This window comes from Melghirimyces thermohalophilus, assembly GCF_900102685.1.
Lineage (GTDB): Bacteria > Bacillota > Bacilli > Thermoactinomycetales > DSM-45169 > Melghirimyces > Melghirimyces thermohalophilus.
In genome coordinates this window covers 16,522-28,614 of the sequence record NZ_FMZA01000017.1, presented here as the reverse complement: position 1 = coordinate 28,614, position 12,093 = coordinate 16,522, and the positions used below count along the sequence as shown (strand labels likewise).

Annotated in this window: 11 protein-coding genes and 1 other annotated feature; of the genes, 3 read left to right on the top strand and 8 right to left on the bottom strand. The window is 54.2% G+C overall.

Annotation, left to right across the window (positions count from 1 at the left end; genetic code table 11):
- Window positions 1–17: 17 nt before the first annotated feature.
- Both BLP91_RS12550 and BLP91_RS12545 read left to right on the top strand, forming a co-directional pair.
- Window positions 18–1,217 carry a glycosyltransferase family 4 protein gene (locus BLP91_RS12550; RefSeq protein WP_091571655.1) on the top strand — a complete coding sequence of 400 codons (1,200 nt, stop codon included), beginning with the start codon at window positions 18–20 and terminating at the stop codon, window positions 1,215–1,217.
- Window positions 1,196–2,209 (top strand): phosphotransferase, encoded by a 1,014-nt coding sequence (locus BLP91_RS12545; RefSeq protein WP_091571653.1) that lies wholly within the window; start codon window positions 1,196–1,198, stop codon window positions 2,207–2,209. Before BLP91_RS12550 ends, BLP91_RS12545 begins: the two co-directional genes overlap by 22 nt.
- Window positions 2,210–2,279: 70 nt before the next feature.
- On the opposite strand, the gene trhA is transcribed toward BLP91_RS12545, so the two are convergent.
- Together trhA and BLP91_RS12535 are read right to left on the bottom strand one after the other, a co-directional pair.
- On the bottom strand, window positions 2,280–2,939 hold the full coding sequence (gene trhA / locus BLP91_RS12540; protein WP_091571650.1) for a PAQR family membrane homeostasis protein TrhA: 660 nt from the start codon (window positions 2,937–2,939) through the stop codon (window positions 2,280–2,282).
- A gap of 304 nt (window positions 2,940–3,243) precedes the next feature.
- Window positions 3,244–3,888 (bottom strand): helix-hairpin-helix domain-containing protein, encoded by a 645-nt coding sequence (locus tag BLP91_RS12535; protein ID WP_091571647.1) that lies wholly within the window; start codon window positions 3,886–3,888, stop codon window positions 3,244–3,246.
- A gap of 119 nt (window positions 3,889–4,007) precedes the next feature.
- On the opposite strand from BLP91_RS12535, the gene comER reads away from it, so the two are divergent.
- Window positions 4,008–4,841, top strand: a complete 834-nt coding sequence (gene comER / locus BLP91_RS12530; RefSeq protein WP_091571644.1) for a late competence protein ComER — start codon at window positions 4,008–4,010, stop codon at window positions 4,839–4,841.
- Between the two features lie 382 nt (window positions 4,842–5,223).
- On the opposite strand, the gene BLP91_RS12525 is transcribed toward comER, so the two are convergent.
- The 6 genes from BLP91_RS12525 to nadD form a co-directional block, all read right to left on the bottom strand.
- The gene (locus tag BLP91_RS12525; protein WP_091571641.1) at window positions 5,224–6,084 is read right to left on the bottom strand and encodes a MurR/RpiR family transcriptional regulator; all 861 of its coding nucleotides are present in this window, start codon (window positions 6,082–6,084) and stop codon (window positions 5,224–5,226) included.
- A 6-nt stretch (window positions 6,085–6,090) separates the two neighbouring features.
- Window positions 6,091–7,464 (bottom strand): aspartate aminotransferase family protein, encoded by a 1,374-nt coding sequence (locus tag BLP91_RS12520; protein WP_091571637.1) that lies wholly within the window; start codon window positions 7,462–7,464, stop codon window positions 6,091–6,093.
- 252 nt (window positions 7,465–7,716) lie between these two features.
- Window positions 7,717–10,182: a leucine--tRNA ligase gene (leuS, locus tag BLP91_RS12515; RefSeq protein ID WP_091571635.1), complete on the bottom strand. Its 2,466-nt coding sequence runs from the start codon at window positions 10,180–10,182 to the stop codon at window positions 7,717–7,719.
- 53 nt (window positions 10,183–10,235) lie between these two features.
- Window positions 10,236–10,476: a binding site (T-box leader), on the bottom strand.
- Window positions 10,477–10,579: 103 nt separating this feature from the next.
- A complete protein-coding gene (rsfS, locus tag BLP91_RS12510; RefSeq protein WP_091571632.1) occupies window positions 10,580–10,921 on the bottom strand; it encodes a ribosome silencing factor in 342 nt (113 codons plus the stop codon).
- Window positions 10,918–11,508, bottom strand: a complete 591-nt coding sequence (yqeK, locus tag BLP91_RS12505; protein WP_091571630.1) for a bis(5'-nucleosyl)-tetraphosphatase (symmetrical) YqeK — start codon at window positions 11,506–11,508, stop codon at window positions 10,918–10,920. The genes rsfS and yqeK overlap by 4 nt, the downstream gene beginning before the upstream one ends.
- Window positions 11,495–12,091, bottom strand: a complete 597-nt coding sequence (gene nadD, locus BLP91_RS12500; RefSeq protein WP_091571627.1) for a nicotinate-nucleotide adenylyltransferase — start codon at window positions 12,089–12,091, stop codon at window positions 11,495–11,497. The genes yqeK and nadD overlap by 14 nt, the downstream gene beginning before the upstream one ends.
- Window positions 12,092–12,093: the final 2 nt, after the last annotated feature.

Genomic DNA, 12,093 nt, shown 5'->3' with positions numbered 1-12,093 from the left:
CCGGGAGGGGATTCTCCTTGAACCGAAACATGCCACACCGCCTCTGGGTTTTTACGATGGAATATGACCCGTATATCATCGGCGGATTAGGGAGAGTGGCCACCGATTTAACCGAAGCCCTGGTCCGAAGTGGAATGTCGATCACTGTAATCAGCAGGAGCAAAAGTTCCCGCATTCACATCACAAAAAAACGAGGTTTACACATCATTCGTCTTCCCTTACGGAAAGCATTTTTCTCCCAAAAGTCGGGAAATTACAGGCCCGCTGTGATCGAGAGATGGCTGGAGCGGCGTGGATTTCAGAAGCCCCAGGCTATTCTCACTCACAGCTTGCAGTTTTCCGACTTGGCTCTACACTACCGAAAAAAACATCGGATACCGCTCATTTACCTCAGTCATTCTTTGGTCGATTCCGATTCCAAGCGCAATCGAAAGCGACAAAAGAGCCAGCTGCAACTGTTGCGAGGGGCCAACAAAATTGTTGTCCCCAGCGCTTCGGAATCGGCCAAACTGAAAAAACGGTACCCTTTCTGTGAGCACAAAACCGTCGTGATCAAGCACGGTATCAGAATACGAAAACCGGCCACCCGTGGCCCTCGACACCGTTTATTGTTTGTCGGCAGACTGGTCCCCTTAAAAGGAGTCGAAGAGCTTTTAAAAGCTGTATACCGATTAAAACAAACGGGCGAAAAAGTCCAATTAACCGTCGTCGGCACCGGCCCGAAAGAGCATTCCACCCATTTCAAATGGGTGGCCAAAAAGCTGGGCATTTCTTCTCAGGTGCGTTGGCTCGGGTATGCCACCCAACGGAAGGTACAAAACATGTACGCCACCCACCACGCCGTGATCATGCCGAGCCGCCAGGAATCTTTTGGACTGGTCGCCCTGGAGGCTCTAGCGAGGGGAATCCCCTTGGTTTCCACGCAATCCGGCGGACTTTCCGAGTTTGTAAATAGCCAAGTGGCCCAAATCATCCCCAAAGTGAACAGCCGCGCGATTGCAGACGCCGTCCAAAACATGTGGAAGCACAAAACGGCGACCAACCGCCGGGTGATCGCCGGTAGAAAGTTGGCGTCAAAGCTCACCTGGCCCTATGCCGCCAGCCAGTATAAGAAGCTGTTTCAGTCGATCCCCGGCATCGAGAGGGAATTACAACCCGCCGATCCTCCATTACAGAAAGGAGATGGAACTCCCGGATGCGGCCAAACAAGATCGTGAGGCAACTATCTCGTCGTTTCGGTATACCCGTGAAAGAAATGTCCATCGTTAAAACAGGGGTATACCGCGTAGTGACTCCTGGCGGAAAGAAATATGTCTTCAAACGGATGGCTTATCCCCCTGCCCGTCTGCGTTGGATAGACCGAACATTACTCCGGCTTCGGCGGGATGGTTCTGTCCCGATTGTTTGGCGACGGCCGCATAAACGTTGGGAAAACCGTCTTTTTGTCAGGGTAAAACCTCAGGGACCTCCCTATACCATCAACCCATGGGCCAAGGGGCGATGGCCTTCTCCTCGATCAACCAAAGAGATGGAGGCTTGCGGGAGACTGTTGGCCACTTTTCATCGATCCGGAAACAACATAGCGATCCCCAAGAAGGGGCAAAACAATCAGATGGGACGTTGGCCTTCTTATCTCCGCAGTGAACTAAACGTGCTGCGAAGGGTGATCTCCAAAGCAAAACGAAACGGATTTCGCAGTCCCCTCGACAAGATGCTGCAAAAGCATGGAGAGGAAATTTTACAAATGGGGAGAGCGGCTCTACGTGCATTGAAACAGAGCCGGTATCCATCCATTTGCCAGCAGAGGAAGGCGACCTTGTGTCACGGTGACGGCGGTCCGTCCAATTTTTTGCTCCATGGAAATCGATTGCGCCTTATTGATTTTGAAACACTAAGGTTGGATTTGCCATCTTACGATCTGTACCGGGTCATTTTCAACTCCTGTAAAGATCATCACTGGAACTTCACTATTGCCCGTTCTATCCTGGACGGGTACCAACAAGTGAACCAGTTACAACCGTCTGATTTTGAAATGCTGAAGATATTGCTCCGTTTTCCAAGAGGGATGTGCAAACTGATAGAACATTATGACAAAAAATCGGCAAAAGAAAAAAGGCGTATTGAAAGGGAGTTCCCGAGAATTCTCGCTGAAGAAAGAAAAATGAATTCATTTATCAAGCAGCTTGAAAATTACGCACAAACGGGTTAAACAAGTGCCCCAGCAGCAGCCGGGGTTGATGAGAAAGAGGCCAGTCCAGCGGCTGGCCTCAGCACGTCATTTACCCCGTCAATCCCATAGGAAGAATATAAGCGATCATCATGGCGAAGTGAGCACCGGTTCCCGCCATGATAAACAGATGGAAGACTTCATGGAAGCCGAAGCGGTTGGGGAAAAAGTCCAACCAGCGGGTGGCGTATATCACTGCACCCACGGTGTAGAGCACTCCGCCTGCCACCATCAGAATAAGCGCACCGGCAGGAAGATTGTGCACCAATTGGGCAAAGGGAATCAGGGCGATCCAGCCCAGAGTGACGTAAAAAGCGGTGGAGACATAACGAGGTGCGTGGATGAAAAAGAGCTTCAACACAATCCCGATCACGGCCAGCACCCAGATGGCGATCAGCATCACCCATTTCCACACCCCTTCCAAGCCGTGATAAAAAACGGGAGTGTAGGACCCGGCGATCAACAGGTAGATGCTGCAGTGGTCCAGCTTTTTCAACACCAGCTCTTTTTTCGGGGTCGTGCGCACCCAGTGATACAATGAACTGGCCCCATACAGCAGGATCACGCTGACACCGTAAATGGTCATGGTCACCAAGGTCGACAGGTTTTCACGGCTCAACAGGATCAGAAAGACGAAGCCCACGATTGCCGCCAAAAAGGTGACAAAATGGGTCCACGTGTTGACCGGCTCTTTCATCTTTAACCATTTCATTCTCCTCACACCTCCACACCACATCGTTTCACCATTCCCTCTATCATAACCCTGAAAAGCGACCTCTGTCATGTTGATCGACGGACATAAAAGGGAACAGGGGCCGTATCGGTGTTCAGACGGTCCGATTCAACCTTTCACCCCAGGTGAACATCTACTGTCCGATCGTTCCTTCACCTTCTCAACCAGAGCATCCGACAGGCACTCCACACCTTGATACACACACTAAGATATAGCCACCCTACTAATCGCATCAACTGTCAGATCGAATCGACAAGCAGAATCGACCAACTGACTTCTCGCCCTAGTTTACCTTTACCTGCTCCCGCAGCTGTTCCAGGGTCTTCTCCCCGATGCCGGAGACTTCTGTCAATTGATCGACGGAAGTAAAGGGACCGTTTTCTTCTCGATAACTGATGATCGCCTCCGCTTTGGAGGGGCCGATTCCGTTTAATTCCTGCAACTCTTCCAATGTTGCGGTGTTGACATCGATCGCAGGAGCGTCCCCGCTCTCACCCGACTTCCCTGCATCCGTTGCTTCTCCTATCGATTCCGGTATCTCCTCCCCCTCTGCGGGTATGTAAAGGGCCATCCCGTCGGAGAGGGGCTGTGCCAGATTGACCCGTTCCATATCCGCCTTTTTCTTCGGACCGCCAGCCTTGCGAACCGCCTCCGCCACGCGGTCCTCGGGGGAAAAGCGGTAGACGCCGGGCTGTTTTACCTCCCCCTTCACATCCACTACCAGCTCTTTCGGTTGTTCTTCTTTCTCCTTCTCCTTCTTCTCCTTCGCCTGGGCCGTGTCCGCCGGCGGTCGATAAGGGGTCATGGCCGGTTCCGCCGGTTTGTCGCTGGTCCAAAAATAAATGATGACGCCGATGAAGAGCAAAATCAGTCCCCCGACTGCCGCCGCCAGCTTCTTTTCCCGCAGGGTCCATTCTTCTTCCCACAACAGGCATTCACCTCCTTTCCTAGCCTGACATCATATTGCCCCGGTGTGGGGCGTAAGATGAAGGAAGATGACTAAGGTGCGGGGATCTCTGTAGATACCTGCAACGGGGAGGAAAAATCATGACCTACGGTTTTATCGGAACCGGCAGCATGGGCCGGACTCTGATTGAAGCCTTGATCCGATCCGGAAAGGTGAAACCTTCCGAGATGATCGTTACCAACCGGACGAAAGCCAAAGCCCAACAGCTGGCCGACCGCTACCCCGGTCTCCGGGTGGCTGCCGATAACCGGCAAGCTATTCACGAATCATCCGTCTTTTTTCTCTGTATCAAACCCGGTGAGTTTCGCACGGTGCTGGATGAAATTTGTGACGTGGTCCGGGAAGACCAGATCGCCGTCTCCATCACCAGCCCGGTGATGATCGCCGACTTAGAAAAATGGCTCCGCGCCCGGGCGGCCAAAATCATTCCCAGCATCGCCAACTCCGTTTGCGATGGCAACTCCCTCTTTGTCCCAGGCCCCCGCTTAACGGAAGAAGACCGGAAACAGCTCTGGGATCTGTTCAGCGCCATCAGTCAACCGATCACCATCGCGGAGAGCGATACCCGGGTCGCTTCCGATCTGGCCAGCGTCTCCCCAGCCTTTATCGCTTTCCTGATGGAAAAACTGGCGGACGCTGCCGCGGAAGAGACCAATCTGCCCCGAGAAACCGCTCTCGCTCTGGTCACCCGAATGGCACACGGGTTGGGGCGTCTCTTGACAGATGGCGGATTCACCCTGGAAAGTTTGCAAGAACGGGTAGCCGTCCCCGGTGGCATCACTCGGGAAGGACTCAACCTGTTGCAAGAAGATATAGGTCCGGTTTTCAACAAACTGATCCGCCTCACCCATGCCAAATACGAAGACGATATTGAAAAGGTACAGCAATCCCTTCGCGCAAAAATCGAAAAATAGCCTTTTTTGGATGATTTTAGTATACCACAACAAACAAAAAGGCGGGAGGAGTTTGCATCCCTCCGCCTCTTTTCCTTGCTAGAAATATTGTGATGAAAGGCAAATCCTTGTGCGAGGGGAAGACCCGAAAGAGCGATTTTGCACCCACAGGCACCACGAAATCAATGGGCTGACGCTCTTGAAGGATGGTGTCCTACCCAGCGAAGAATCAGCATGCAAGGGCGTTTAGAAGAACTCCCATCTAAAGAATTCGCTTACCAAGACGGTTTTGCCCCTGCCCGAAGCAGGATGATTGGCAAGACAGTTCCCACATCTCTGTAGGAAAGCAGTCGGAGCGGCTTCGGGTAAAAGCCGCCGCTCGTTTATCACAACACTTCTAGTTTCAGCCCCGGTCCGGATAATAGATTCCTTCCCGCTCCCACAGATTCTCCATCCGAGCCAAGCGTTGGGAAGCCTGGTTTTTGATGTTGCTCCCCACTGCGGTGAGCAGTCCATTCACCAGGCTGAGAGGGGCCGTAAAGGAATCCACATAAGAGGGCAGCCGGCTGGCGGCATACAGGCAAACATTTGTTTCCCGGGCCAGCGGTGACTCGGGGGAGTCGGTAATCCCCAGTGTCGGAACTCCCTGAGAACGGGCAAATTGGAGGGCCTGTACCGTTCGGTGAGTATACCTGGGAAAACCGATTCCGATCAGCAAATCATCCTCAGTCAAGGCGGACAACCGCTCAAACATGGTGTCGGAGTTATCGATCAGCTCCGTGTTTTGCAGGATCAGGTGGAGATAAAAGGTAAGAAAATAGCCGAGGGCATGGGAGCTCCGGAAAGCCACCACCCGGATCTTCCCCGCCGCTGAAATCCGGTTGACCGCATCCGCAAAGGATTTTCCATCCAGCCGGCTCATGGTCTGTTGCAGGTTATTGACATCGTCGCTCAACACCTCATAGGCAACCCTGGACTCTTCCGGATAAAGATTATCCGCCAGATCCAACCGTTCCACGGTGGTCACCCGTTCACGCATATCGTCCTGTAAGCTCCGCTGCATCTCCGTATAACCGGAATAGCCTAAGGCCACTGCGAACCGCACCACAGTAGCCTCAGCCACACCGGCTTTTTCCGCCAGTTTAGCGGTGGTTAAAAAGGGAGCCGCATCGGGATGGTTTTCTATCCAGGCGGCAATCTTTTTTTGGGCCCGGCTCAATGTTCCGGCCCGTTCCCGGATCCGCCGGTAAACCTCTTCCTTCACCTGCCGTCACCCTTTCTTCAGTTGGTTCACCCCCGCTTCAAATCGAGTCAGTGTCTCCGCCACTTCCGCATCTTTGTGGGAGGTGGATAAAGAGAAGCGATTGACCGGCTTCAGATAAATTCCTTTTTCCAGCAGGTAATGGTCCAGTCGGCGCCGCAGGGCCACGTCCGAGCGAAGCAGGTCCTGGGCATCCCGCACCGGCTGATCATCAAAGATAAGATTAAAAATGGTGCCTTCCCCTACGGTCTGCACCGAAAAATCGGCGCGGCGAAGGACCTCCTCCATCCCCCGGCGCAGTTTATAGGTGGTCCGTTCCACTTCCGCAAAGACCCCTTCCTCTTCCAGGATCCCGATGGTAGCCAATCCGGCGGCCAAAACGGTGGGATGGCCGTTATAAGTCCCGCTATGGAACAGAACGTCGGCCCCTTTCGCTTTTTGATCACCGCCTAATATGTCTCCGGAACGGACTGGGGACGCCAACTCCATAATCTCCCTGCAACCGCCGACAGCCCCGACGGGAAAACCGCCGCCAAGCACCTTACCCAGAGCGGTCAGGTCGGGGGTGACACCGTACCGCCCTTGAGCTCCAGACAGTCCCATCCGGAATCCGGTCTTCACTTCGTCAAAGATCAGTGGAATCCCATGGCTGGCGGTATATTCCCGCAGTTTCTGTAGAAATTCAGGATCCGGCGGGATAAATCCTGCCTGGACCGGCTCCAGAATGACCGCTCCCAGCTCCTTGTGGTGTCGATCCAGGATCGGCTCCGCCGTTTCCCAGTCGTTGAAGGGAAGCACCACCGTCTGTTCCTGAATCTCCTCTGGTAGTCCGAGGGAATCGGGAAGCACCTTTGGCGGCATCCCCTTGCGCCGTTTTTCAGCCGTCACGCTGACCAGCACACGATCATATCCTCCATGGTAGTGACCCTCAAACTTAGCCACCTTTCCTTTTCCGCTCCAAGCACGGGCCAGCCTGAGGGCGAACAGCGTCGCCTCGGTACCGGAGTTGGTGAACCGAACCGCTTCCACCCCGGGAATCAAGCCAGCCAACTTTTTCGCCATCTCCACCTCCAAGCGGTGGGGCGTCCCGAAAATGGGGGTTCCCATCTGCTCCAGTTGCTTCTGAACCGCCTCCATCACGCGGGAATGGCCATGTCCCAGCATCAATGCTCCGTAACACAGGTTGTAATCCAGATAGTCGTTGCCGTCCACGTCATACAACCATGCCCCTGAAGCCGAATGCATAAAGACGGGATAAGGGTGGAAGTGCTTGATGTTGGCTGTAATCCCGCCCGGCATCCAATGGGCGGCCTCTTCATACAAATCAGCGGATCGCCGGGTTTTTTCCAGTAGCGGGTGGACCGGCCGGGCCGGTGTTGCCATGATGGTTCATCTCCCTGAAAGAAATATTTCATTCATCAATGTCTATTGTACGAATGATTTATTTCATTATACGGGGCAGAGGGCAAAAAGTTCAAGGCGGTCAGCCCCTTTCACATCCTTTTAGGCCCTATGTGAACCGATGTGTAGCCGCAAGCGGACCCGTTCTCCTGATTTGGACCAAAATGAAATATTTACTTCACCATGTATAAAGCCGCCTGATCCCAGTGATCAGACGGCTTTAACGGGGCGAGTTTATTTGGCGACGATATTGACCAATTTTCCCGGTACGACAATCACTTTGCGGACGGTTTTTCCTTCCAACAGGCCTTTCACTTTCTCTTCCGCCAGCACGCAGGTCTCCACTTCCTTCCGATCCGCTTGAGCGGGGACGATCGCTTTATGACGGACTTTGCCGTTGATCTGCACGGCGATCTGCACTTCCTTCTGAACCAGAGCCTGTTCATCATACTGCGGCCAGGGTTGCGCATGAACACTGGTCTCATGGCCCATCCGTTGCCACAGCTCTTCCGTGATGTGGGGAACGAAAGGCGCCAACAGCAAGACCATCGTCTCCATCGCATGAGCCAAAGTGCCTCGATCGGCATCATCAGGATAGGCGTGGATGGCGTTGAAGAGCTCCATGATCGCGCTGACGGCGGTGTTAAACTGGAACCGGTCGCCCACATCCTGGGTTACTTTTTTGATCGTCTGGTGGGTCAGTCGGTTCAATTCCTGGGCCTCCCTTTCCTCCGGCCGGAGTTGCGGACGTTCCCGGAGAAGGTCCAGGTTTTGCTGCACCAGCCGCCAGATGCGGTTGAGGAAGCGGTAACTCCCTTCCACTCCGGAGTCGCTCCAGTCCAGTTCACCCTCCGGCGGCGCGGCGAAGAGAATAAACAGACGGGCCGTGTCAGCCCCGTAGTGATTGATAATCTCCATCGGGGAGACGACATTTCCCTTGGATTTGGACATCTTAGAGCCCTCTTTTAGCACCATACCCAGCGGGAAATAATGTTGGAAGGGTTCGATGGCGTCCACCATCCCGGCATCGTGGAGCACTTTGGTGAAAAAGCGGGAATAGAGCAAGTGGAGGACGGCGTGCTCCACCCCGCCGATATAAAGATCCACCGGCATCCATTCATTGGCCTTCTCCGGGGTAAAGGGCTGCTTGGTATTGCGGGCATCGGTGTAGCGCAAAAAGTACCAGGAGGAATCGACAAAGGTATCCATCGTATCCGTCTCCCGGCGCGCTTCACCGCCGCAGGAAGGACAGGTGGTGTGCACAAAACTCTCCGACTTGGCGAGCGGGTTGCCCTTGCCGTCAAAAACCACATCCTCCGGCAACACCACCGGCAGTTCTTCCGAGGGAACGGGTACGGTTCCGCAGTGGTCACAATAGACGATCGGGATGGGGCAGCCCCAGTAGCGTTGACGGGAGATGAGCCAGTCCCGCAGGCGGTAAGAGACGGTTTTCTTTCCCCGGCCTTTTTTCTCCAGATAGTCAGCCACTGCCGAGATGGCTTCCCGATTGTTCATCCCGTCAAAGGGGCCGGAGTGGACCACCACCCCGTCTCCGGTGTAGGCCTCTTCCAGTTCTCCCTGAGGAATCTCTTCATCTTCCGGACGGATCACCACGGGAATCGGCAATCCATATTTTTTGGCGAAGAGGAAATCCCGCTCATCGTGGGCCGGCACACCCATAACCGCCCCGGTGCCGTAATCCATCAACACATAGTTGGCTACCCAGATCGGCACCTCTTCCCCGGTCAAGGGGTGCTTCGCCTTCGCACCGGTGTCCAGTCCCACCTTCTCCACATCGGCGCCGGTACGGGACTGCTCCGATTGGTTGCGGATATCAGCGATAAAGGAGCGGATCTTCTCCTCATTGGCTTTCCCTTGAATCAATCGCTCCACCAGGGGATGCTCGGGGGCCAGCACTAGATAGCTCACCCCATACAGAGTGTCGGGCCGAGTGGTAAAGACCGCCACTTCCTCCTCATCCAACTCCGGAATGGTGAAGCGGACCTCCGCCCCCTCGCTTCGGCCGATCCAGTTTTTCTGCATCGTTTTTACACGATCCGGCCATTGGGGCAGTTTCTCCAAATCTTCCAGCAGCCGGTCAGCGTAATCGGTGATGCGGAAGAACCACTGTTCCAGGTCCTTCTTCTCCACCACCGAGTCACAGCGCCAGCATCGGCCGTCTTCCACCTGCTCGTTGGCCAACACCGTATGACACTCGGGACACCAGTTGACGGCGCCCTTTTTGCGGTATGCCAACCCCCGCTCATACAGGAGTAAAAACAGTTGTTGGGTAAACCGATAGTATTCCGGGGTGCACGTCCCCACATACCGATCCCAGTCATAGGAAAGTCCGAGACGGGACTGTTCCTTCCGGATGTTCTCCATATTGGACAGCGTCCATTTGCGGGGATTGACGCCTCGCTGGATCGCCGCGTTTTCCGCCGGCATGCCGAAGGCGTCGGCTCCCATGGGATGGATCACTCTGTATCCGTTCATGCGCTTGAAACGGGCCACCAAGTCCCCCATGGAATAGTTGCGGACGTGACCCATATGCAGCCCCTCGCCTGAGGGATACGGAAACATTTCCAATGCGTAAAACTTAGGCGCTTTTTCTTCGCCCTCCGGCGTCTTGTATGCTTTTCCTTCTTCCCAAACCTTTTGCCATTTGGGTTCAATCTCTTGCGGCACGTATTTTTCCATCGGCAGTTCCTCCAACCCTCTGAAAAATGAAACCTCCCGCCCCCAGCCAAAATGCTAGGGACGAGAGGTTGATTGACAATCTCCCGCGGTACCACCCTGATTGACATCTGAATCGATGCCCGCTTCCAGGATCCGATATCGGAGATCAGCCGCTGCCGGGTACTGTGGAGGGTCCCGGTTCCCCGGCAAAGGCGACAGGGCGAGTTCGTCCGGGCATCCTCTTCGGCTTGCACCGACCGCCGACTCTCTGAGCAGGATGCGTCACGAATTACTGCTCCCCATCATGGCCTGGTATGGTGGCGTTTCCTTCATGTTGCATGTGAATAATTTAGTTTACATTATATGCAATGAGTTGGACGAATGTCAACGGTTGAAATCAACTTTTTGTTTCACGCTTTTATTGCGCTTCGACCTGGGCCGCATCTCCCCACAGACGTTCCAAGTCATAGAAATCCCGCTCATCCTTGTGGAAGACATGGACAACCACATCGCCGAGATCCATCAACACCCAACGTGCTTCCGACAACCCCTCGACGGAACGCGGAGATTGACCGGACTCCTCCAGCTTTTTCTTGATCGACTCCACAATCGCCTGGACCTGGGTCTGGGAATTGCCGTGACAGACCACAAAATAATCGGCGAAGACGGACAATCCACGTATGTCGAGGATGCTGACACGTTGGGCTTTTTTCTCCTCAGCGGCTGCAGCCGCCAATTTTGCGATTTCCACCAGGTTCAAGAAGACTCCTCCTTCGAGCTTGGTCGGCGGACCCGGTCAACCATGTCATTCCGGGCAGCCATTGTCAGGGGATAAACCTTATGGCCTCGTTGGATCAGGAAAATCAGCGTATTCTCCAGGGACTTCAACACCGCCTTGTCCAAATCCTCCCGTGCCAGTTCACGGACCTCCGAGATCCCGGGAAACCGTCTGCCGGGCTCGATATAATCCGCGAGAAAGATCACTTTGTCTAATAAAGACATATGCGGACGTCCCGATGTATGATAACGGATGGCATCCAGAATTTCACTATCTGTAATACCAAACTGTTCTTGAACCACCTCCGCTCCGACAAAGGCGTGCCATAGTTGCAGGTTGTGTTGAAGAAGATCCTGCGGCGGACCCCCCCGGCGAATAATCGCTTCCATCCGTTCCCGGGACCAATATTTGCAGAAATCATGCAGCAACGCGGCTCGGTCCGCTTTTTCGGCATCGGCACCGTACCGGTCGGCCAATTCCAGTGCGGTATCCACCACCCGCAGCGTATGTTCCCAGCGATTTTTCGGCAATTCCTGCCGAACCGCTTTGGCGAGCTCATCTCGATTCATACAAACGATGCGCCTCCATATACTGACGAACCGGCTCAGGGACGAGATAACGAAAGGTTCCCCCCTCGGCCGCCCGTTCCCGGATCCAGGTGGATGACAGATCGACCTGAACCCCTTCATCGACCAAGGTCAGCCTCTTCTTAATATGTTCGGGAATCCGGTTGGTATCCACATCAACCCCTGGCCGGACCAGTCCGATAATTTCTGCTGTTTCCGTGATTTCCTCTATATTATACCAGTGTGGAAGATCCAGCACCATGTCGGCGCCCACCACCAGGTAAAACTGGGTATCCTGATGGCGCCTAACAAGTTGACGGAGGGTGTCAACCGTATAGGAAGGGCCCTCCCGCTCCATCTCCACCCGGGAGACCCGGAAATACGGATTTTCCGCCACCGCCCGTTCTACCATGGCTAGACGGTCTTGGGAAGAAGCGACTGATCCTTCCTTGTGCGGCGGATTGGACGCCGGGATGAACCATACTTCGTCCAATCCTGCCGCTTGGCGAGCCTGTTCCGCCATGATCAAATGGCCGATATGAATGGGATCAAAACTACCGCCGTAAATACCGATTCTCTTCCGCATTA

Bases quoted from the DNA above. Each gene is read 5' to 3' on its own strand.
- yqeK (WP_091571630.1), bottom strand. From the start codon at position 11,508: ATGAATCGAGATGAGCTCGCCAAAGCGGTTCGGCAGGAATTGCCGAAA.
- leuS (WP_091571635.1), bottom strand. From the start codon at position 10,182: ATGGAAAAATACGTGCCGCAAGAGATTGAACCCAAATGGCAAAAGGTT.
- trhA (WP_091571650.1), bottom strand. From the start codon at position 2,939: ATGAAATGGTTAAAGATGAAAGAGCCGGTCAACACGTGGACCCATTTT.
- BLP91_RS12545 (WP_091571653.1), top strand. From the start codon at position 1,196: ATGCGGCCAAACAAGATCGTGAGGCAACTATCTCGTCGTTTCGGTATA.
- comER (WP_091571644.1), top strand. From the start codon at position 4,008: ATGACCTACGGTTTTATCGGAACCGGCAGCATGGGCCGGACTCTGATT.
- BLP91_RS12520 (WP_091571637.1), bottom strand. From the start codon at position 7,464: ATGGCAACACCGGCCCGGCCGGTCCACCCGCTACTGGAAAAAACCCGG.
- nadD (WP_091571627.1), bottom strand. From the start codon at position 12,091: ATGCGGAAGAGAATCGGTATTTACGGCGGTAGTTTTGATCCCATTCAT.